This window comes from Alteromonas sp. ABD4_190 (assembly GCF_056160105.1).
On record NZ_JBSWWN010000001.1, the window covers coordinates 3,004,544 to 3,024,300 of the forward strand.

The 19,757-nt window shown below is 42.0% G+C and carries 19 protein-coding genes and 1 tRNA gene; 2 read left to right on the forward strand and 18 right to left on the reverse strand.

The genetic code is table 11. The features are described from left to right. Window positions 1-20: 20 nt before the first annotated feature. Window positions 21-1,184: an AI-2E family transporter gene (locus tag ACXAFM_RS13145; protein WP_474834874.1), complete on the reverse strand. Its 1,164-nt coding sequence runs from the start codon at window positions 1,182-1,184 to the stop codon at window positions 21-23. Between the two features lie 175 nt (window positions 1,185-1,359). Here ACXAFM_RS13145 and ACXAFM_RS13150 point away from each other — a divergent pair, with 175 nt between their 5' ends. Then, a complete protein-coding gene (locus ACXAFM_RS13150; RefSeq protein ID WP_474830144.1) occupies window positions 1,360-2,448 on the forward strand; it encodes a Gfo/Idh/MocA family protein in 1,089 nt (362 codons plus the stop codon). A gap of 127 nt (window positions 2,449-2,575) precedes the next feature. On the opposite strand, the gene ACXAFM_RS13155 is transcribed toward ACXAFM_RS13150, so the two are convergent. The 10 genes from ACXAFM_RS13155 to ACXAFM_RS13200 all read right to left on the reverse strand — a co-directional run bounded on the left by ACXAFM_RS13155 (window position 2,576) and on the right by ACXAFM_RS13200 (window position 11,723). Then, complete coding sequence (locus tag ACXAFM_RS13155) at window positions 2,576-3,649, reverse strand: ADP-ribosylglycohydrolase family protein (RefSeq protein WP_474830146.1); 1,074 nt, start codon at window positions 3,647-3,649, stop codon at window positions 2,576-2,578. Window positions 3,650-3,741: 92 nt separating this feature from the next. Next, window positions 3,742-4,530 carry a lipase family protein gene (locus ACXAFM_RS13160; protein ID WP_474830148.1) on the reverse strand — a complete coding sequence of 263 codons (789 nt, stop codon included), beginning with the start codon at window positions 4,528-4,530 and terminating at the stop codon, window positions 3,742-3,744. Window positions 4,531-4,714: 184 nt separating this feature from the next. Continuing rightward, window positions 4,715-5,071, reverse strand: coding sequence for a RidA family protein (locus ACXAFM_RS13165; protein WP_474830150.1), 357 nt, complete (start codon window positions 5,069-5,071; stop codon window positions 4,715-4,717). Between the two features lie 327 nt (window positions 5,072-5,398). Next, entirely contained in the window at window positions 5,399-5,773 is a 375-nt protein-coding gene (locus ACXAFM_RS13170) for a cupin domain-containing protein (protein ID WP_474834876.1), read from the reverse strand. A gap of 8 nt (window positions 5,774-5,781) precedes the next feature. Further along, a complete protein-coding gene (locus ACXAFM_RS13175; RefSeq protein ID WP_474834878.1) occupies window positions 5,782-6,324 on the reverse strand; it encodes a redoxin domain-containing protein in 543 nt (180 codons plus the stop codon). 9 nt (window positions 6,325-6,333) lie between these two features. Further along, the gene (locus tag ACXAFM_RS13180; RefSeq protein WP_474834880.1) at window positions 6,334-6,930 is read right to left on the reverse strand and encodes an NAD(P)H-dependent oxidoreductase; all 597 of its coding nucleotides are present in this window, start codon (window positions 6,928-6,930) and stop codon (window positions 6,334-6,336) included. A 313-nt stretch (window positions 6,931-7,243) separates the two neighbouring features. Beyond that, entirely contained in the window at window positions 7,244-7,417 is a 174-nt protein-coding gene (locus ACXAFM_RS13185; RefSeq protein WP_474830159.1) for a hypothetical protein, read from the reverse strand. A gap of 153 nt (window positions 7,418-7,570) precedes the next feature. Continuing rightward, window positions 7,571-9,631, reverse strand: a complete 2,061-nt coding sequence (gene drt3b, locus ACXAFM_RS13190; protein ID WP_474830161.1) for an antiviral reverse transcriptase Drt3b — start codon at window positions 9,629-9,631, stop codon at window positions 7,571-7,573. Continuing rightward, a complete protein-coding gene (drt3a, locus tag ACXAFM_RS13195; RefSeq protein ID WP_474830163.1) occupies window positions 9,628-10,980 on the reverse strand; it encodes an antiviral reverse transcriptase Drt3a in 1,353 nt (450 codons plus the stop codon). Before drt3a ends, drt3b begins: the two co-directional genes overlap by 4 nt. Window positions 10,981-11,354: 374 nt before the next feature. Continuing rightward, window positions 11,355-11,723, reverse strand: coding sequence for a hypothetical protein (locus ACXAFM_RS13200; protein WP_156078784.1), 369 nt, complete (start codon window positions 11,721-11,723; stop codon window positions 11,355-11,357). Window positions 11,724-12,031: 308 nt separating this feature from the next. Here ACXAFM_RS13200 and ACXAFM_RS13205 point away from each other — a divergent pair, with 308 nt between their 5' ends. Next, window positions 12,032-13,327 (forward strand): PDDEXK-like family protein, encoded by a 1,296-nt coding sequence (locus ACXAFM_RS13205; protein ID WP_197040348.1) that lies wholly within the window; start codon window positions 12,032-12,034, stop codon window positions 13,325-13,327. 149 nt (window positions 13,328-13,476) lie between these two features. On the opposite strand, the gene ACXAFM_RS13210 is transcribed toward ACXAFM_RS13205, so the two are convergent. From ACXAFM_RS13210 to ACXAFM_RS13240, 7 genes are all read right to left on the reverse strand, one after another. After that, window positions 13,477-13,563 (reverse strand) — tRNA-Leu (locus ACXAFM_RS13210). A gap of 199 nt (window positions 13,564-13,762) precedes the next feature. Beyond that, window positions 13,763-14,860: a HupE/UreJ family protein gene (locus ACXAFM_RS13215; protein ID WP_474830166.1), complete on the reverse strand. Its 1,098-nt coding sequence runs from the start codon at window positions 14,858-14,860 to the stop codon at window positions 13,763-13,765. Between the two features lie 28 nt (window positions 14,861-14,888). Further along, entirely contained in the window at window positions 14,889-15,959 is a 1,071-nt protein-coding gene (locus tag ACXAFM_RS13220; protein ID WP_474834882.1) for a hypothetical protein, read from the reverse strand. Between the two features lie 83 nt (window positions 15,960-16,042). Further along, window positions 16,043-16,621, reverse strand: coding sequence for an Ig-like domain-containing protein (locus tag ACXAFM_RS13225; protein ID WP_474830170.1), 579 nt, complete (start codon window positions 16,619-16,621; stop codon window positions 16,043-16,045). An 11-nt stretch (window positions 16,622-16,632) separates the two neighbouring features. After that, on the reverse strand, window positions 16,633-18,225 hold the full coding sequence (locus ACXAFM_RS13230) for a DUF4331 domain-containing protein (protein WP_474830172.1): 1,593 nt from the start codon (window positions 18,223-18,225) through the stop codon (window positions 16,633-16,635). 164 nt (window positions 18,226-18,389) lie between these two features. Then, window positions 18,390-19,124 (reverse strand): anti-sigma factor, encoded by a 735-nt coding sequence (locus ACXAFM_RS13235; protein WP_474830174.1) that lies wholly within the window; start codon window positions 19,122-19,124, stop codon window positions 18,390-18,392. Beyond that, window positions 19,121-19,654: a sigma-70 family RNA polymerase sigma factor gene (locus tag ACXAFM_RS13240; protein ID WP_014980195.1), complete on the reverse strand. Its 534-nt coding sequence runs from the start codon at window positions 19,652-19,654 to the stop codon at window positions 19,121-19,123. The genes ACXAFM_RS13235 and ACXAFM_RS13240 overlap by 4 nt, the downstream gene beginning before the upstream one ends. Window positions 19,655-19,757: the final 103 nt, after the last annotated feature.

Sequence of the window (19,757 nt, forward strand, 5' to 3'; positions counted from 1 at the left end):
AACAAGCATTAATTAGCTAGCTATTTTGACTCGATAAGCCGAATCCAATGATTAAAAACGCCTACGTTTTCCAAGATGATTTTCACACACATCAGAATTGGTACTGCTAATAGGACTCCTATCACGCCCCATAGCCAGCCTGTGATGGCTATCCAAATTATGATTATCAGCGGATTGAGCTGCATACTGCGCCCCAGTATAGCGGGTGTAATCAACTGAGACTCGACAATGTTTAATGTTAAAAATACACCGGCGGGTAAAAATGCGCTGCCGGTAAGCCCAAATTGAACTAGACCCACAACGAGCAACACGAGACAACTAGCGATACCGCCTAAATAGGGTACAAAGTTCATCAAAGCAACCAGCGCTCCCCACAATAATGCATCTTCAATTCCGAAGAAATGAAAGGCGCCAGCCGTAGCCAGCCCTAAACAGGTGTTTATGATACTTATCGTTACTATGTATGAAGAAAGCTCTCGTTGAATTTGATCGACCAACACTAATGCTCGTCTTTTATCCGTGACGACTGGAAAATCTCTAATGAAAACGTGGAAGAGGTTTGGACCGAAGACTAATAAGAAAAAGATCAATACTACGCAGCCAAGCACTTGCGCTAGTAAGAAAGGCGCACTGCTGAAGAGGTTCAAACCCAGATCAATACCACTTTGCTTGATCTTGTCGGTCACTGAATTTGAAGTATCTGGCGGAGTAAGTACCTGTTTATTAGAGTCATCGTCGCCAAACCAGTCAAAAATAGAAGGCCCCTTTTCCACGGGAGCGGCCTCAGGCGGTGACGTATAGGCATCAATGCTACTGCTAATTTCTTCTATCTCTTCTGTTATCTCGGCAGCTATTTTAGGCAGTGAATGCATCCAGCGTTCGGCGGGTTCAGCAAGCTCTAAAATAAGCAACGTGAAAGGGGCTATCAATAGAGCAATCAATACACCTGCTGACATTGTCCGTGGTACATATACTTTCCTAGCAATGGCGACAAGTGGGCTTAACAGTAAGGCTATAAACGCAGAGAAAAACAGCGGGATGAGAAGTGACTTCGCCAAATACAACGTGTAAATAAAGGCAAAGATTACTAAGGTATTAAGCAGCTTTGTTTGCTTGGCAATCTTCGGGTACGCACCAGTTAAATGCTTTTTTTGTTTGTCGTTAAGAGAGCCAGCGTTATCCATGTCTTAGCCTTTGATAAGAAGCGAGTTTTGCGCGAGTTATGTACAAGTGTCACTCGGATTTAAATATTACGAAAAATTCATGTTGAAAGTTCAATACTTAAATACAAGTGATCTATGAGTACGTCAAAGACACTACTAAAAGCATACATGGATTATTGTCTTATGGAGAGGGCTAATGCCTCGTATTACTCGTCGTCACTTCCTTCAAATAGCGGGTTCAGGTCTACTCCTTGCCCACAGCCCTTGTTTGTTAGCTCAGCCACCTAAAAAGAAATTAGGCGTAGCTTTGCTTGGCTTAGGCAACTACAGCACAAATTTATTAGCACCTGCGCTACAGCACACCCAGCACTGTGAGCTGCGAGGCATCATCACAGGTAGCGAAGAAAAAATTCCCAAGTGGCAAAGAAAGTACGGTATTAAAGACGCCAACGTATATACATACGGTTCTATGGCAAAAATAGCCAATAACAAAGATATCGACGTTATCTATGTCGTTACCCCCACAGGTACGCACAAAGACTTTGCAGTAAAGGCTGCCAATACAGGAAAGCACGTGTGGTGTGAAAAACCAATGGCCATGGATAGTGAGGAGTGCCAGGCAATCATTGATGCTTGCCATCGAAATAACGTCACTCTATCCATTGGCTATCGCATGCAGCACGAACCTAATACACGCACTTTTTATCAATATCTTGAAACGAAACCCTATGGATATATATCCGCAGTATCGAGCTTCGCCGGTTATGCGGGGCAAGGTAGGGCGGCAGACAACTGGCGCATGAAAAAGCATATGGGAGGCGGTGCCCTTTATGACATGGGCGTTTATGCAATAAACAGCGCGCGCTTTTTAACGGGGCGAGAGCCTTTGTCTGTAACTGGCAGCCACCCTCCACAACGTTTCCCAGAAAAATTCACTGAAGTTGATGAAACTACCTTATTCACCATGGACTTTGGTGACGGGCTGGTGGCAGATTGCGGCACTAGCGTAGTTGAAGGGTTTAATCATTTTAAAGCTGACTGTGAAGACGGTTGGTATCAGCTAAAACCAATGCAGAGCTATAACGGTGTAACGGGTACAACGTCTGACGGGAAAACGCTGCCACCTATTAACGGGATGCAGCAAACGCTTCAAATGGATAATGACGCTTTAGCCATATTAACTGGGCGCCAGCCAATGGTACCTGGTAGTGAAGGGCTTGCTGATATTAAGATTGTTAACGCCATATCTGAAGCGGCGAAAACGGGTCAAACAGTTAGGCTGTAAGGTTTTGTCACAACGTTAACTAGGGTGAAGCGAATATCGTTAATTAGTAGCTTACAAAGCGTTAAGTTAGGCATTTGCTTCGCCTTGAAAGGGCACAGCTTTAAACTACAATACTTCCGTATTCTAATTATTCCTCGGCTAGAGAATCGATTAGCGAGTTTAGCTTTTTCGCATCAGTTAATTCACTAAACCATGGGGTTATCTCTGCTCCGTGCGTTAAACCTAGTATTGCCCCTAAAACAAAACCGCGATGCACGTTGTCACCGCCCACGTTAGTGTTTGCCATCAGTGCTTTTTTCGGATTATCAGCATAGCGATAAGCGAAGTATAAAACAGCGGGCCATGCGTCTGAGATATAACACGCTGGCGAATACATGCGCCCTACAACTTCAATATCACTTTTGTTCTTTGCCGTAAGGGACGGCAAGTTCAACCCTGCTGAGTTACGCGCAACTTCATCTAAAATGTCTTTGGGTGATTCATCATGGCGGTGAACCAATTTGTATATCAGCTCAACATAGTAATCACAGACTGAGGCTAACGACTCATCGGGATGAGTTAAATACAAGTGCTTACGACACAGGTATTTGATGTCGTTAAGTGCAGTATTTTTAGCAGCTTCTACTAGTGCTAAAGGTGTCACCGATACGAAAGCGCCTATCGAAGCCGTATCGTGGGTAACTGCCCCACATTTTTCTGCCGGAATGCCTTGTACGAGATTTGCGAAAAAACCTCTGTGATAAGACTCGGCATATGTGTCAGGGTGTTTAGGCACATCAGCGCGCATAAAGCTAATGTACTGGTTTAAAAACTCATTTTCATCATAACCTTTAAGTGCGCAGGTCAAAACAATACGGGCGCAGTGGGCATTCAGGGTGTTTTCACCAGCTTTCATTCCCTGGTGATAATGAACGTTATCTTTACCCCAGTACTGCCTTTTTCCTTTTAGAATAACCTCACCCACTATCTCTTTTTGGCTAGCTGATGCTTTGTTTGCACGACCACCTTGTTGTGTGGAATGCAGCGACATTATAGAAGAAGGGTGGAACGTAGGAGCTTCTTCAAATTGTTCGATACCTAGTGGAAAGGCTTTATAGATATCAGCAGGGTTGTAAAACCAGTGTACCGGCATTGCGAGTGCGTCGCCGATGAATGCGTTTTTGAGTGCCGCTTTCGCTCGCTCGATCTTTATTGAAGCCATATATTCTTTCTCCTGCCAACAAAGCAGTATAGGTGGGTATGTGTGTAGTAAACTGTTTTAAATTACGCACAAATGGCTAAAAATGATCGCTTTCAATGCTCGTCAAAAAGCGACTTATTGCGAATATATTTCCGCATGTAGTGGTAGGTAATAGGGCGCAACAACCAGCTTTTAAGAGACATTAAAAATCGCCTGTGAGTAGGCGTGTTTTCATAAATTTTATCATCATGCAGCCAAAGCATTTTACCCACATGCCAGAAGTAAAAAGGGAAGGGAGGCATAAAGGTGATTACGTCTAGGTCGCAGCAAATACGGTAGGTTCTGTGGTGTAGCGTGTAATGCTTGTACCAAGAGCGGGTGCCCACTGCAGGCTGCCCAAAAGTAACGACTCTTTTTACCGACTTTGGGAAGCGCCTTTCAAAATAATCGGCCATTAACACAGCGACCGCACCACCAGATGAATGACCGATAAATGAAAACCGCTTACCTTGTGCGCGAAGTGGCTCTAGCACTTTTACGAGTAATTCTCGTAGCGGTAATGCGTCATCGGACGTTTTTGTACTTGAGTACATTGGCTGCGCAAGTAATCTCGCAAAGCCCCAGTGGACAAAGAAACTTCGATTCAGCTGACGCAATCGATAGGGTATGAAAAACAAGTTTGCGAACCAGTCTTTAAAGCCTAACGAACCGCGAAAAACGATGATGACTTCTTTTTTGTTCTCAACCCACAATATCCTTACGCTCATTCTACCGTATTTATCGACAAGATGACGTTCATGAAAAGGATCTAGTATTTTTTCGTATTGCGCGTCGGCGTCGGGGTAGGCGAGTTGACAGAGGATGGCATATCGTTCGTATTGATAGCGTTTCAATTTTTTCATGAAAACTCATATCGGAGCAATTTGCGTGTTTGAGGGTAAGCCTTCGCAGGCTCCATTGGCGAATATTTTACGTTACAGGTATTTTATTTCAGTGATGTGACGGGGAAGCCTTATTTTACAAAGAGGCCATAAGGCTCTGAAAAGAAGGTGCAGAGCCGATATGTTAATTAGTAATGTTGCTTGATCAATTAATAATTTCAGCTGCTACTACCGAGATTTCCACGAGCAGTGCTTCGCGGGCCATATCGGCAGTAACGCATGCCCTTGCTGGCGCGTAACCATCTGGAACCCAGTTATCCCATACCTCATTCATTTTCGCAAAATCATCCATGGATTTAAGGTAAATGGTCGCTGAAAGCATATGCTTTCTATCGCTGCCTGCCTGTATAAGTAGACTGTCGACTTTATCTAACATGGTTTGAGTTTGGTGGGTGATATCTTGCGTGGCATCTGCGCATACTTGCCCGCATAAGTAGATAACGCCATTGTGTTTCACAATACGACTCATGCGCTGCTTGGTTTCCATTCGTTCAATGTTCATTAATTAAAGCCTTTCAGAAAGTGATAAAAGTTTGTGCTGAGCGACTTTAATTGGTTTGTTGGGGGACTTCAATTGTTACTCCATACTAGACAACGTTATCCTAGGGCACTTGGCTCCTAGGTACCGCAAGTCAATATATAACGCGATAACTTTAAAACCATATTGGCTTCAAGGAAAGAGTCACAAGACTATTGTTTCCAGCATGGGCTGCTATCGGGAAAGGCAGGTATAACAATGAGTATGCGCATAGGTGTTTAAGTTAGTGCCAAGTAGCCCTGACACTAACTTTAAACGCGTTCCTATCACTTACTATAATCGAAGGCTTGGTTATTTAGCTTCCACAATTATTGCAGTAATCGTTGAGTCACCAATATTTTTAACTTGGTGCTCCCATTCGTCATGCCACATGACATAACCATCAGGGATTTCTAAGGTCATTGCTTTGTCAGCTGTTTTGATGATGGCTTTTCCGCCATCTTCAAAATAAACGGTTTCAGCATTGTGTTTGTGCCAAGTGTCTTCCTCGCCGGGCTGAAGCGTCATCTTTAAAACGAGCACGTTTTCGTTTTCTAAAAGAAGAGTGTAGTGCTTTGGCGATACAATATGAGCGTGTCCTGTATTGTCATCGTTCGCCATAGCACACCCAGATAACATAGTACCCGTTGCCAAAAGGGCTGCTACGAAATTATCCACTTTTTTCATAGAAGCTCCTATTTGTGCATACCGCGAATAGGGTAGTTGTTATCAGGGTTACGAATCCAGCCCAAACCACTTACTAATGTCTCTAACTCAGGTCTAACAAATGGGTTGTTAGAAATATCAGCGACGTGCACATTACCTTCATTGTTCACAACAAACAGCGCTGGCTCAGAAAACGGGTGATCAGTTTCCTGAGGCGACCTTGGATCAGAGATATAAACGCCTAATTCTTCCATTTGCTCCACCGTTAAGCCGTACGCAATTGGAAAGTTAATGTCCAACCTAGGAAGGTGACTTTCAAGCTGCGCTTTACTGTCGCCAGATACTGCAATAAGGTCTACGCCAGTTTCGGCAAGATAACCCCTAACACTCTCAAGTTGAATGAGGTATCGAGTGCAAAGTGGGCAATGTTGCCCTCGGTAAACCACTATCATTTTCCAATCAAGACCGTTCTCAGGTGTCGCTAACTTTATAGTGTCGCCATTTAACAGCTTTGCTGAAATATCTGGAAAGGCAGAACCTGCATGTAACTTATTGGTGTATTCAGTACTCATGATAATTCCTTAAAAATGCTTGTTTATATGAGCTTCAAAACGTTTAAAGTCGTTTTCTACATCGGCGTTTTTCATTACGTCAAAGCTAGCGAAAGTTTCCATTGGCTTCATGCCAAAGAACTTAAAGTTCATATGCATTGGAAATAGTAAATCGTCTACAGATTTACCTTCGAAAAACTCTTCGCTGTCGTTAAATGACTCTTCTGGAGCATTGAAGGTTAAAGACATCATATATTTAACGTCGGTAAGGGTACCGCCTGTGCCGTAGTTTTTCTTCGGTGATTCGGCAACTCGACCATCGCCGGCACATAGGGCGCCGCCCATACCTGCAGTGTATATTTCATCCATGTACTTTTTGAATGACCATGGCACACCCATCCAGTTGATTGGTGCCTGTAGAAGAACGATGTCAGCCCACTGATGATGGGCCAACTGTTCTTCAACGTTGTGTTCTTCGGCCATTGTCACTACGCGAGTGTTGTAGCCTTTAGCTTCAAGCAGCGTTACTGCTTTATCGACGAAAGATGCGTTTAGCTTGCCTTCCGAGAAAGGGTAATACTGGTGTGCATTAATAATTAGTACATTGCCTGTTTTTGTAGTGGTCATCTCAAAACTCCCAAAAATTGAAATAAATCTCGTTGTCTCTAGGTGGTTTATTTTAGTAACCTTTTAACTGTTTTCAACTAGTGGTGTTTTGGTAACTATGTAAGCGACTGGCAGAGTATTATGTAAATATAATTAGAATCAATTGGTTAAGTGAGTTAAAAATGGGTTGCCGTATTAGTAGTACTGCTTTAAATCGTAAAAGGTCGTTCGTTTAGGGAGATCGAGAGTTTTGAGGAGCTTCAATATATGGCTATGTCTTGGACCGACACGCTTGCGTGGCGATTTGCTGAATTTCAGACACAAAAAAACAGACTCAAAGGTCGGTTTCAGTATCTTCTTCTTTAGAAGAAGATGGTACCAGTGGGCGGACTTGAACCGCCACGCTATCGCTAGCAACGGATTTTGAAAAGATTGTGGCTATTTTGACCCAGTCATGGCGGTGGCTAGCCGTCAGCGCCTCACGCTTTGCAAAAACTTTGCAAAGCATCGCGTTTTTTCTTTATTGATAAAAATAAATTTGGAAGCAGCTCGACACCGGACTGCTTAAGCAAAATCGTCCATGCATAGGACCGAATAATGCGCTTCGCGGGTGTGTGGGACTGCCTACAGTCATTAGCGGTTGGCGCGATGCGAAGTGCGATTAATATACTTCGTCACTTTGTTTGGAGTCAAGTTCATCTGCAAAGCTGAAATTGACCCATTTGGTAAACCAATTTTGTCTCAGATTAATAATCTCGTCTCGAAGCTTCTTTTTAGATATGCCAAAGTGTTTAAGCAGGTCTTGCTTGAATCCATTCTCTAAGTAGGGGCAGCTGATACAATCTATTAAAAGGAAGAATAACTCTGAGTCTTTCTTCAGCGAAGCTTCAGGGGATTTTAGCTTTTCTTTTATAGTTTTCTTGATGGCCTTTCTCGCCCTGCCATAACGTAACTTATCACGCATATAAAAAAGAATTACTGTTATCGAAAAGTAGTTCAAACTGCTATCAAAAGAAACGGTTTTCTTACCTCTATTATATGTTCCTCCGAAGTACTTAACTAAAGATGGCTCAGGCAACCAGTAATCTTTACCTAGTTCTGACAAAACTGTCAGCAAATAAAGCGTCTCAACCTGTGTATAGTTTTTTGTCTCATACTTCTCTATTACAAACGAAATATTGTCTGAGATACACTTGAAGATGTGGTGCATTTCATCGATTTCGATGGGTTTTTTCTTACAGAATTCGATTATTTCTTTTAAGACTCGACTTAGCTTTATAGTTGTATTGGCTCTCGGAGCGACGTTGTAAATAAAGAACGCGAACTCAATACAAGCGTCTATAGAATCCAATAGGTCTCTGTGAGTTTTGTAGTCGTACTGAACTTGCGAATATTTCTTAAAAATAGATTTGAGTTTTGATTCTACTATTGTGAGCGTGTAGTTAATCACGCTTTTGTATTCTGCCCCACTCTCAGAAAGTATTGATTTATATGTTGTGATCAATGTTTTGGCGTGAATAAAAATGTTTCCGTACTTTAATGGTTCTCCTTCTTCATCTACTTTTTCTTCGTCCTCATCAATATCTATTTTTATCTTATCGTTCAGTAGCTCAGATATTTTTCTCTTTGCTATGGTTATTTCAGTGATTATAGGTTTTTTATAAACGATTTCTTTTTCTGTGTTTAAGCCGAGTTTATATTCTGATAAGTGCTCGAGAAGCGTATCAACTATCACTTTGTATATTTTTTCTTCATTAAAGAAGACGAAATAATCATCTACGTATCTAAAAATAGAATAATCTTTATCACGATAAATTGATGATTTAGCAAGCCTCGACTCAAGGTTGAAGTCAACTTTTTGTAGGATTAATTCGGCAAATATTCGAGATAACTCAGGCCCGATCAGAATACCGTTTGTTTCATTGTAGTTTTGCTTTTGCATCAATGAGTCAAAGTCATCTGCGAATGAGCCAGCTAATGTTTTGTTGCCTACATTAGCAAGCTCTGTCTTAACGGGGCCTTTACCTAGTAGTGCCCACGCAATGGAATGAGTGTAAATTGAATCGAAGCACTTTGAGATATCGAGCTGAGCCATTACGTTGTATTTCTTCTCGCATTGATGGTATGCCTTTGACTCAAAGAACTCATGTATATTTCTAATTTTTTGGTATCCAAAAAAGGATTTTAGATGCTTATTGCGGTAGGAAAGATTTTTATCAAACTGGTTGGTAAGTACTACTGAAGCACTTTTTCTTTCATCGTCAAAGAGTCTAGTGTCGGCAATTTTATGCGGGTGGCGAAGGCTGAATTTTGACCTCTTAGAATAATAGAGAATCAATTCTTTGTACTTCTCATAGAAGTTGGCTATCTGAAGTTGATTTCTAGGATGAGGTACGGAGAGCTTTCTATAACTATCCTCTTTGTGGCTAACCCCATATTGAAAAGGCACAGTAATAAAGGTGCCATTTTTAATGACGATGGTTCTCTTGGCACCATTTTTTTCTACTTCATTTTCACTTATGCCAAAAAGCAACCTCATCACAGCATCATTGGCTTCATTTAAGCTGTTCCATATAATCTTGTCACCTTCAACTTCAAGAGAGTTCTCAATAATGAATTCGTAGAAAAACCTATTGGAAAAAGTAATCGGGGTTTCATATGGAAGAGTATCAGACAGGATAGCTCGTTCTTTTTTTAGTTTTATTCTTATGGTTTTTTTCACTTTGACCATGCCCTAGTTATTATTGAGAACTCTTGAGCAGTGAAATTTGCAAATAGTCTTCTATCAAAGCCTTCTTTGAATGAGTATTTTGATATTCGATTTCTTAACCCTGCGTTATTTATCGCGTTAGCTAAACCTTGGAGTTTATGATCAAGATTCTGGAGGCAATCAGAGCTTGTTATCCATCGGTTTGAGTTGTAAATCCCTACGACCGCGTTTCCTTTATTATTGGAAAGTTTTGTGTTGTAGGTCAGAAATTTAAGTCGCAATAAAAGTTCTCGTCTTGCTTTTTGGGGTTGTCGCTTTGAGTGTTTGTTGTAGGCGTTAATAGCGTCACTTATTCGTTTGTGATACTTGGATTTCTTCTTATCTGCCAACTCAAGTTTTACGCTACCACTGGCGCATTTAAATTTATAACCAAGATAATCAAACTGAAAGTTACAATTTGCTGTGCTGAAATCAATAGTTTTTGTTTTGTCGCCGGTAAGGTTTAAGCTTAACTGCTCTTCGCGAAGCCTTGACTCGATAAAATCAAGGTGGTGTTGGGAGTCTTTCCCCGGTGTGTGTGAAAGTACTATGACGATATCGTCAACATAACGTGCGTAATATATAAGACTTGGTAACTTTTCTACTTCCGCATCGAAATCCTTCATATAAAGCTCTGCTAAGTAGGCACTGACACCGACACCTCTGGGAATGCCCAAGCTCGCGCCAGACTGTTCTTCGTATGATTCAAGTAGTCTTGCAATGATTTTTCGAGTGGTGAGGCTGAGGATTGGACTCCTATTTAGCTTCTTCAGTAAAAGTTCTCTATCGATAGTCTCGTAGAAAGACTTTATGTCAGTTTTGATAATAATCTTGGGAAACTTGTTAGCCAAAACGGAGCGAAGTTGTGGAACGATTAGGTCTCTATCAGCTTGTTTCACACCATAGGTATATTTTATATTTTTTTGTATTTGTTTTTCGGCAAAGAAAGAGTCGACCGAACTGCCAGTAATAAAAACATCTTTGTCGTTTACTTTTTCGTCTAGCTTGGTTAGTGAGAATTTAAATTTCCTCTCGGAAATTTTATTTGAGATGATTTTTAGGTGACTTCTGACTACTTCATTTTTTTTGTTTTTTACTTCGCGAAGCAATCTATACAGGAGAAGAACTCGTTTCTCAAATACGGCTGGCGAATAGTAACGACGTCGAGAATAAATCTTACTGATTAACTTTCTTGCACGTTTGACCTTCGTGTACTCTTCGCTTACATCTTCGAAGAAGCGTTCAGCAAGATTATTTCCTTTCTTGTTCTCATGAACGTATATTTTGAATAAGTTTTGATGTGAGAACGACTGGTCAAACATATTAGTCCTTTAAGTTACTTCTCCATTTTTAGAAGCTCATCCAAGATGTATCATTTTGGCTCTTTTTTTAAGACGTAGTGGGGAATGGTTGGCCATTATATGCACCCCCGAAGTTGATAATTAGCTTCCCATTCTTTAGCTCTCTTAGTGTAAGACGCAACGGCTCTTTCAGTGACAGTACGATTCTGTCTTTGTCCTGTTTGATCTCATCCATTTCAATACCTAAAAGCTGATTGCCAAATATCTTTGGGAGCACGTGACTGTAATGCTGTTCAATCATTGATATTGATATACCGCACTGCTTAGCGAGTGGTAAATCTGACAGTCACTTTAGTCTATCTACTTTTGCTGGGATAAAGCTTTATTTTAATCCCTTAACTGAAAACAACATAGTGAGAGTCTGTTCTCCATATGCATTTTTGCGCCTGTAGAGAAAAGGCGTTTATGATCATTTGTCTGTAGTGCTTACTTCTTACAATTTTTCTATCGGCGAACATGCTAAAAGTGTTATTTTTCTTATCAAATAAAATTCTCCCGCGAGGTAGCGCTTGATATTCAGAGTCAAAAAGCGTTGGACATTCAGGAAGGTAAACTTTTTCTGATTCCCAAACATCAATGTGGCTGAAGTTGCTGTCGGCAATTCCTACACTGCTATATGAGGCTTGAGATAATAGTATAGATTTTGATATGAGTTTATGTTGGTAAACCCAAAAGATACCAATACGAGGATAAGATGAGGCCATTTAAATCGTCTTTATACAGTTTTTACCTCACTAACGTTTTTTTCTTTTAGAACCCTTCTACTTACAATTTATTTGCTTAAACCTTTACACATGCCTGTCTAGATTAAGTGCATAGTTTCGAATGTATGGGGTTTTAATCTCAAGTAGAAGAAGGTAAAACAGTAGATGTCTTTCAAAAAAAGGCATATGAGCGCTTCTAAGCTCGGAAATTGAGATTGTTTAAATGTATGAAGTAGTGATGAAATTAACAGTACTAACCTGATTCGCGTTGTGTTTAGGCGCTAATTTCGATGTACTTTGGGGAATTTGTGCAGAAAAGTATTAATGATAAGGCATATTCAGATATGGCTTTTCTTTTTCAGGAGTATCAAGATTACCGGGCGAAACAGAAGCGTAGAGGATTGAATGATTTTAATCTTTTCACGACGCTCTTGAACAAAGGGGATGAAGTCCGCCTTCATTCAAGGTTTATTGCGTCGTTGTTAAATCCCAAAGGCTTGCATTACCAAGACTCCTTATTTTTGGAAATATTTTTATCACTCTACAAGCCAAGTCGTTTTAGTTTTGATTTGGCCTCAGCAAGTGTCCACAGAGAACATGAAAACATTGATATATACCTCACAGATGGGGCGAATCATATCATTGTAGAAAATAAGATTTATGCTGGTGATCAGCCCAATCAGATTGCTCGATACATTAGTTATGTGAATGAGCAAAATAGCGATGTTGAAGAAATAAATATCTGGGTGATTTATTTGACGATAGATCGCCCTGAACCAAGCGAATATAGCTTGGGCAATTATCGTCTAAATGCCGAAAAGACAGAATTGACAAATAGTGCTGACACAGTCTTTTACTCAAATTTGTATTACTCAAGTGTTCAACATCCCTCAATAATACAATGGCTGGAGAAAAGCCTCAATGAGGTTGGGAATCTCCAAAATTTATCCTTTCCAATTAAACAATACATGGAAGTGGTTCATAAGCTAACAGGTACTTATCGGAGTAAAGTGATGACGTTAAAGGAATACTTAGACAGCGTCTCTGTTGAAGAAAAACAACGCTTTTTAACTACGGCATTAAAAGTGTCTAGAGAACTTCCAGATTTAAAAAGTCAACAAATGGAGTCTTTTTTTGATCAGCTTCAAAAAAGAGTTTCAATATTTTTACCTGATGGATGGGAGGTTAGCTACGATTTTGGTAAGTTGAGTAAAAAGTGGGGGTATCCATTCAGAATTTATAATAAGTCAAACGCATTATCTATTGCTCTTGAATTTAATGCCTCAGATTTTAACCCACCAGTAACAATAGGTGTTGTTCGTAGGAATGAAAGCGTAAATCTTGGTCAAGTGGTAGCTGAAGCCCAGATTCAGCAAAAGTTACGGCAACTTGGAGTGTCAGGTGGATACAGCCGTTTTCCACAAAGCAAATGGTGGCTTACCTATGAATATCTAAAGTTCGATTTATGGACAGAGATTGTTAATAGAGGTGAGACAGTTATGCTGGATACTTTTACCAATAAATTCATGAAGTTGGTAAATGATTTTTCTGAGGTATGCGATGCTAGTCACGGCTACTGGAGTTCAGTTGATGAAGGTAGCTGAGTGGCTTTGGTAGCTTGGTAAATCTGACAGTCACTTTAGTCTGTCCTGCTACAACCGTGAAAAATTTGTGATTTAATTATTGAATTAATTCAAGAAACAAAAAAACCGACTTAAAGGTCGGTTTTAGTATCTACTTCAAAAAGAAGAGATGGTACCAGTGGGCGGACTTGAACCGCCACGCTATCGCTAGCAGCGGATTTTGAATCCGCCATGTCTACCAATTCCATCACACTGGCATTGTGTATAGATATCAACGTGGTGTTGATGCTTGGCATTATAGCGATGCGGCGCGCCTATACAACAACTTTTTGTGCTTTTTATGGCTAAGTGCCGAAAGATTGTCCAAAGGCGCGCGCCGCTTTAGTCATTTCTTATTTTTTGTCACTCAGTATAAGCTTACTCTTATCTCTCAATTAATAACTAGGTGTGCCGCTGCTACCATCTCTGCAACGTCCAGTTAATCGCTATAACCGCAATAATTGATGATGCAATTGGCATAATGGCTTTCGAATATAACCTGACGTTTCTAAGTAGGATAAGTATGGGAAGTAGCAGTGCAACTATGGCAAGTTGACCTATTTCTACACCTAAATTAAATGCAAGCACGTTCATCACTAAGCTGCCAGATTGGGCATTCAGGTCGCCAAACACACTCGCGAATCCCATCCCGTGAAGTAGGCCGAATCCAAAAGTAACAAATCCCAAGCGCATGATAACGGGGTACACGTTATTTAGTGCAGTAATGGCCACCGAAATCGCAATGCCTAGTTCAACAATACGACTATTAAGCGTTATTAAATCAAGAGCTGTAAGGGTCAACGTAATTGAGTGCGCTAAAGTAAAAGTGCTTACCAAAATCACAGTGCTTTTTACGATCCGTTTGATACTTTTTTCTTTTACCCAACGTTTACTTTTTCTAAGTAAGTTAACGGTCAGCAATGTGGCGACTAAAAATAGTATGTGATCTAACCCAATAAAAATGTGCCAAATACCCTGATAAACCATTTCGCTAAACTGCGAAATCCAATGACTACTTTTAGGGGATACAGATACGAAAGTTTGCTCACTATCTAGTACATGCACACTTGTTTGTTCATTAAGGGTGATGGAAGTAAGCAGTTTATGTGTAGGAAAATCGCTCACTATACCTGTGTAACGTACAGACACTTCGTTTAAAAAAGCGCAATTCACCGAAAGTGGATATACCAATAATGACTCCGCAGATATGTCACGTACGGAAGGTGATGCAAGACTTACTGTACACCGTGTCTCGCTACCACGAATTATTAGGTGATTTTGAATGTAATCATTCGCTAGATTGTGGTTTCTTTTAACTTCACCCCATGTCAGATTGCCGTCATTATTGGTATCGAGTCCGGCAGCTTGCCCTATGTCTTTGGGTTTTAGCAAAAGCTCGCCTGAAAGTGTCTCGCCAGAATCATTTTTAAGGGTTAAATAACCGTTGCTTAGCTCGTGAGAAAGGGCTGGAAAACTAAAAGTTGCTACTAAAAAAAATACAACAAGTCTCATCATGGTTCGTTCGCTGAAATGGTTGGAAGACCTAAGCATTGGTTGATTCACCATTAGCTTTGCGGGCACGCTCTAAAAGCTTTTTGTCACTTAATGCTTGGGCGTACTGCCAATTGATTTCAGCAAACTTGAGGGCCTGCGGGTAATTTTTCTCTATCTCTAAAAAGTAGGTGGCAACTTGTGCCGCGTGCGAGCTATCCTCTCTCCACACTCTAATTTCCATATTTTTTGACAGTTGAGATTGCACCGTTGAGGACGTGATACCCTGGGCACGTTCTGCGATAGCCCATTTCAAAAGCAAGCCGTCATCTGCTTTTTTGATATCGGGTACATTGCGGGCGAGCGTGGAGGTAACAGCCTCATAATTTCTTAATTGAAAACTAGCGTCTGCCCATACTAACAGGGCACTTATAGGAAGCTTTTCAAACTCTGTTTGTGATAGATACTCAAGCGCTGCTTCAGGGTAACCAAGCTGCAGTGACATATCCGCAAGTACTTCATAAAACCACTGGCGTTCAGAAGGCCGAGCATTACTGGTATAAGTTTCAAAGGCCTTCAGTTTTTGAAGCAGCCTCGCTTGAGCGTTCTGGGAAAACTCTGCGTTTACCATGTAAGTAAATGCAATGAGAAAACTCGTCTTCCCTACCAGTCTTTCACAGTTTTCTTTTGCTTTTTTAACATCACCTTGTTGCGTGGCAATATCAGCCATAAGTAAGTAAGCGGCCGGCGAGCGAAAGTAGGCAATTTGTTTTAAATGTTGCTTGGCTTCTTCGAACCTATGAGTGCCTTGTAACAAGCGAGCCTCTAAGATTACTAGGCGTTCTTGTTGCCCAGCATTTAACGATGTGAAGTTTGCTCGCATAGAGTTGGCGAAGCGAGCCACCCGTTCTCTTTCGTTTCCTTTTGCGGAAATATAACGACTTGATGACAGCACTTTTTCTGCTTCATTCAAGCTTGTTACTGATAACTGTTCAGGCTCCCAGCTTGCTATGACAGCATTGATATCAGGGATTTGTTGTTGAGCGTATATTGAAAAAGTCGAAAGGGTTAGTGATGTACTCGCCAAAATGAACTTCAGAGCAGAGTACTTTATAAACGTCATTGCTACTTCCTTAAAAAAAGCCGTCCTTGGCTTTACGGTTGACACTGGTTATGTGCTAACAAACTCCTGTTATTTGATGCGTGTTATTGGTCTATCAACAAGTCATCAAATGTAGAGTCGTCAGCATCTTGGATGAACTCCCTTCCATTTATTGGTAATGGATCATCCGTTGGCGCTTGATTGAAGGCGTCGCGGGTATAGCTAGAAAGCGATACCTGCTGTGCCTCAATCGTAACGCTAATGGTGGCCGTAACCTCTGGGTTAACACCGTCAGAAACAGTAAATGTAAAGCTATCGCTTCCTGTTACCTGAGCGTTAGGTGTGTAGGTAAAGCTGCCATCAGCATTAACTTCTGCATTACCTAACGTACCGTTTTCACCAAGCCCGAACGTAAGCGCATCACCATCGGCATCGGTAGCTGACAAGGTGCCATCAATCGCAATATCCGCTTGTGTCGTCAACATTTCATCAACGGCTACCGGCGCAGCATTTTCTTCTGGGGCTTGATAGTCGTTATCGTCGTCACTATCGAAACAACCTGAAAGTGCTAATACCAACCCTGAAGCAATCCACATACGGTGTTGTTGACGTTTACCTGACGTTTGCTTTTTAGGCGCAGTTGCACCACTGCGCTCATTAAATAACCTAATCTTCGTAGACATGATGGATCTCCTTATTCAGAGCCAGCAAGTGGTGTTTTTAGGTATGGAAATGACGTATCAATCATACTTGCATCTACAGGCGCGCCATCAGTGAATGGTACATTACCTACACTCGCGTCTTCAGGTGCACAAAGACCAAGGTCTGTGTCTTCGCCTGCAACTGGAATGGGGTAGCATAAACGACCCATTACAACGCGAAGGGCAATATCAACCACATCATCACCTGGGCGGCGGCCGTTCGGGAAGCCTGCTAAGTCATCGCCTGCTACACCGAAGGTAGACTGTGATTCCGCTGGAGTTGCTGGGATCCCTGTATTTAGGCGCAGCATTTCAGACGCTGTAACCGTTGCTTGCTGGTTAACACCTGGGAAGCCAGTAAGGAAGGCTGTCACCAAGTCCATACGCGGGAAGTTAGTAGGTGCAAGGGTCTCAATATCCGTACCCAGTGTAGTATTCACTGCATCTTTAAACAGAATGTTGAGCAACTCTGGCAGCGATGGGTGAGTGACATAATCTGCAAACTGACCATCTGCACTTGGATGAGAGCTAGAAAATTTGTCTTTATCGCCAATACCAATAACAAGCTCGTTGACTAGCGGGCTACCTAAACGAGACACTTGAGTCATCGCACCACCATTAGTTTCAGGTTTAGCAAAGGTGGCATCTGGGTTCAAAATACGCGCTTGCGGCAAACTTGCCGTCGTCCAGCTACCAATTACGCCATTGCCTTCACCCGTAACGCAAGCCTTTGGCACTTCAATAGATAGGGCTGTTACGTTTTTGTCTACTAAGTCATCATTCATCGCGCTTTGCGTAATGCCGCCAGGGAAGCCCTCGCCATCCCCTGCACCCGGTGCACTGTCGCCTTCAACAGGTACATAGTTTACTAGGTCAAATGTTTTGCCTAGGTTAACAACGAAGGGGTCTTTGCGCTGGCCAACAAATACTTTGGCCATGTCGTCACAGCCAGGAATGTTGAATGAGTAGATGAAGCTTTCAGCATAGCGCGCGTATTCTGCTTCGCTGGTAAAGGTTTTATTACCGATGTAATCAAGGGGCTTTTTAAACATATCACCCATGGCTGGTGTTAGCGTTGTGCGCGTACCTGTTTGCATGTCACCGCTTACCATCGTAAGGCTATACATTTCTGAGAAATTCGCTGCGCTTGAATCATCTGCGCTTATCCCACCTACATTTTTAAGCGGCACTTTCACCATCTTTTGATCGCCTTCAGGGCCTATTGGCAGGGCAATACCTTCGTTGTCTGCAGCGAGCATATTGTTAAATTGGAAAACAAAGCTTAAATCTTCGACTGCGTCTCCGTCGCTATCAATATGGATGGCATAGTGCGCGTTCGGATCCATCGCAAAATAATTAGGGCCGCCGTAGGCATCTTGTAGTGGAATATAGTTGGCGATGAAAGTCACATAGTCTTCACGGCCTTGTTCATAGCTGTTGAAGGCGTAAAAATCTGTGCTATCAAGCGCTGGGTGACGGGTAATGTTCGGTGCTTCTCGGTGGCTTGACGCGACTGCGCCCGCTGTTATGGCTGTACACGTTACGGCAACGGCCAAAGACAAGGTTTTGCGTTTAAATTGGATCATGTCGAGTCTCTCTGTTTTTATGAGTTCAAAAGTTAAACGACTGAGCCTTCGCTTTAGATGCAAAATAATTTAAAAAATTGAAAAAAAGTTTTTATAGAAAGTTTAAATGTAAAGAAGGCCACATGAATAGTGGCCTTGAGATGTGTCGTTTTTTGCTAGAAAATTTAAACTGACACTATAGGCGCTATGTAAAGTACTTCGGTTGGTGCACCCGTCACCGAGCCGCCTGGCGCTTCTAAACTAACAGCCAGGGCTGCGATGCTTTGATCTAGCAGTATATCTGGTGTTGCTCTTGTATCTCCATTTGCTTCAGGCATTAGACCAAGGGAAATTGGCGCTTCACCGTTTGCCGGTACCATCCACAGCTCGTAGTCTTTGTCTGCTAGAGCCACGAAAGCATCGGTAACCTTAACATTCATGGTCGTGTCAGATACCTCTATCACCCACAGTGGCGTGTTATCAGCGTTGTTGACTACGGCGATATGGGAAACCTCTGGTGCAGGCACAGGTTTCATAACAAAAAGCAGTACGGCTAACACCATTGCAGCAGCCGTAGATATGAACGATAAATTTTTCCAGCGTTTCTGCTTTTCTTTCTCAAAGTCGATAACCTCGCCAGACTTGCTGGAAGATTGTGTATCGCTAGCCATGTTTGCGTCGTTAGCGGCTTTATGTCCAAGTTTTACTTGGATGTTTTCCCACACGTTGTCTGGCGGCGTCACAGGCGGGAGCGTCTCCGCAAAGCCGGTTAGATATTGTTCCCATTGGGCCGTTGCATCGCTCACCGCTTGATATTGCATCATTAACTTTTGATAGCGTGTGCGCGCTTTACCTCTGAGGGTACCAACAACGTATTCCGCTGCCAGTGCATTAAGTCGTTCTTCTTTCAAATAATTCATAGTGACAGGCACCTCTGCAAGCTCTGCAAGCCTCGTCTTATCCAGCTTTTAATTGTACCAAGGGGCGAGGCCAAGTGACTCACCACTTCCTGGTGAGACATGCCGTTAACGTAAGCTAAGTGAATGGCTTGGCGCTGAGGGCCGTCTAATTCATCCAAGCACGCGGCTAGTCTAGCTTGCTCTGCACCCAATTTAATATTTTGCGAGCTTTCTACTCCCGATGGTGCATCATCGTTTAGCTCAACTTCGTTTCTTACATTGTGATAGCGAATTAAGTCCAGTGCCCGATAGCGCGCAATGCTTACCATCCAAGTCAACACCGTGCCTTTGCCCCGCTGGTAATTGCCTGCGTTATGCCATATTTTAATGTAAGCATCTTGTGTGGCTTCATCGGCAAGTTCTGGCCGCTTTAGTAGCTTTAACGCAACTGCATAAAGCTGTGGGCTGGTTATTTTATAAAGCTCTGCGAAGGCTTTTTTGTCACCGTCTGCTGTTTTACACAGCAAAGGGAACAAAGTTTCATGTTCCATCGTTGCTCCTACCTTTTATTGTTATGGCACCATTTTCACAATGAGACTTACTATTGAAAAATGCTGCTTCTAAGTATTTAAACTAGCACGCTTTTTAAACATT

Bases quoted from the DNA above. Each gene is read 5' to 3' on its own strand.
- ACXAFM_RS13175 (WP_474834878.1), bottom strand. From the start codon at position 6,324: ATGAGTACTGAATACACCAATAAGTTACATGCAGGTTCTGCCTTTCCA.
- ACXAFM_RS13235 (WP_474830174.1), bottom strand. From the start codon at position 19,124: ATGAATTATTTGAAAGAAGAACGACTTAATGCACTGGCAGCGGAATAC.
- ACXAFM_RS13220 (WP_474834882.1), bottom strand. From the start codon at position 15,959: ATGACGTTTATAAAGTACTCTGCTCTGAAGTTCATTTTGGCGAGTACA.
- ACXAFM_RS13200 (WP_156078784.1), bottom strand. From the start codon at position 11,723: ATGGCCTCATCTTATCCTCGTATTGGTATCTTTTGGGTTTACCAACAT.
- ACXAFM_RS13170 (WP_474834876.1), bottom strand. From the start codon at position 5,773: ATGAAAAAAGTGGATAATTTCGTAGCAGCCCTTTTGGCAACGGGTACT.
- ACXAFM_RS13230 (WP_474830172.1), bottom strand. From the start codon at position 18,225: ATGATCCAATTTAAACGCAAAACCTTGTCTTTGGCCGTTGCCGTAACG.
- ACXAFM_RS13185 (WP_474830159.1), bottom strand. From the start codon at position 7,417: ATGCTTTGCAAAGTTTTTGCAAAGCGTGAGGCGCTGACGGCTAGCCAC.
- drt3a (WP_474830163.1), bottom strand. From the start codon at position 10,980: ATGTTTGACCAGTCGTTCTCACATCAAAACTTATTCAAAATATACGTT.
- ACXAFM_RS13145 (WP_474834874.1), bottom strand. From the start codon at position 1,184: ATGGATAACGCTGGCTCTCTTAACGACAAACAAAAAAAGCATTTAACT.
- ACXAFM_RS13180 (WP_474834880.1), bottom strand. From the start codon at position 6,930: ATGACCACTACAAAAACAGGCAATGTACTAATTATTAATGCACACCAG.
- ACXAFM_RS13150 (WP_474830144.1), top strand. From the start codon at position 1,360: ATGCCTCGTATTACTCGTCGTCACTTCCTTCAAATAGCGGGTTCAGGT.
- ACXAFM_RS13155 (WP_474830146.1), bottom strand. From the start codon at position 3,649: ATGGCTTCAATAAAGATCGAGCGAGCGAAAGCGGCACTCAAAAACGCA.
- ACXAFM_RS13215 (WP_474830166.1), bottom strand. From the start codon at position 14,860: ATGATGAGACTTGTTGTATTTTTTTTAGTAGCAACTTTTAGTTTTCCA.
- ACXAFM_RS13240 (WP_014980195.1), bottom strand. From the start codon at position 19,654: ATGGAACATGAAACTTTGTTCCCTTTGCTGTGTAAAACAGCAGACGGT.
- ACXAFM_RS13165 (WP_474830150.1), bottom strand. From the start codon at position 5,071: ATGAACATTGAACGAATGGAAACCAAGCAGCGCATGAGTCGTATTGTG.
- ACXAFM_RS13225 (WP_474830170.1), bottom strand. From the start codon at position 16,621: ATGTCTACGAAGATTAGGTTATTTAATGAGCGCAGTGGTGCAACTGCG.
- ACXAFM_RS13160 (WP_474830148.1), bottom strand. From the start codon at position 4,530: ATGAAAAAATTGAAACGCTATCAATACGAACGATATGCCATCCTCTGT.